The 207-nt window shown below is 53.6% G+C and carries 1 protein-coding gene; it reads right to left on the bottom strand.

Annotated features, from left to right (window positions below; all coding sequences use genetic code 11):
• A partial coding sequence (locus H8K36_RS19110; RefSeq protein ID WP_186918102.1) for a VCBS domain-containing protein occupies positions 1-207 on the bottom strand: 207 nt, incomplete at both ends.

Genomic DNA, 207 nt, shown 5'->3' with positions numbered 1-207 from the left:
TACCGTCACCATCGGTTAAGGTGTACGTAAAGCTATCGGTCAAACTTTGACCGGCACCTAAGCCATTGACGGCCGCATTGCTGTTGTTGAGCGTGTACGTGTAGGTACCATTGCTGTTCAAGACCAAAGTACCGTAGCCTGCTGCATTCGTGAACGTACCTGCTGTCACTGGAGTGGCGTTGCTGTCCGCACCGACCGTGTCGTTCG

Origin of the sequence: Affinundibacterium nitidum, assembly GCF_014284155.1 — a bacterium.
GTDB lineage: Bacteria > Pseudomonadota > Gammaproteobacteria > Burkholderiales > Burkholderiaceae_D > Undibacterium > Undibacterium nitidum.
This window is presented reverse-complemented; position numbering and strand designations above follow the sequence as displayed.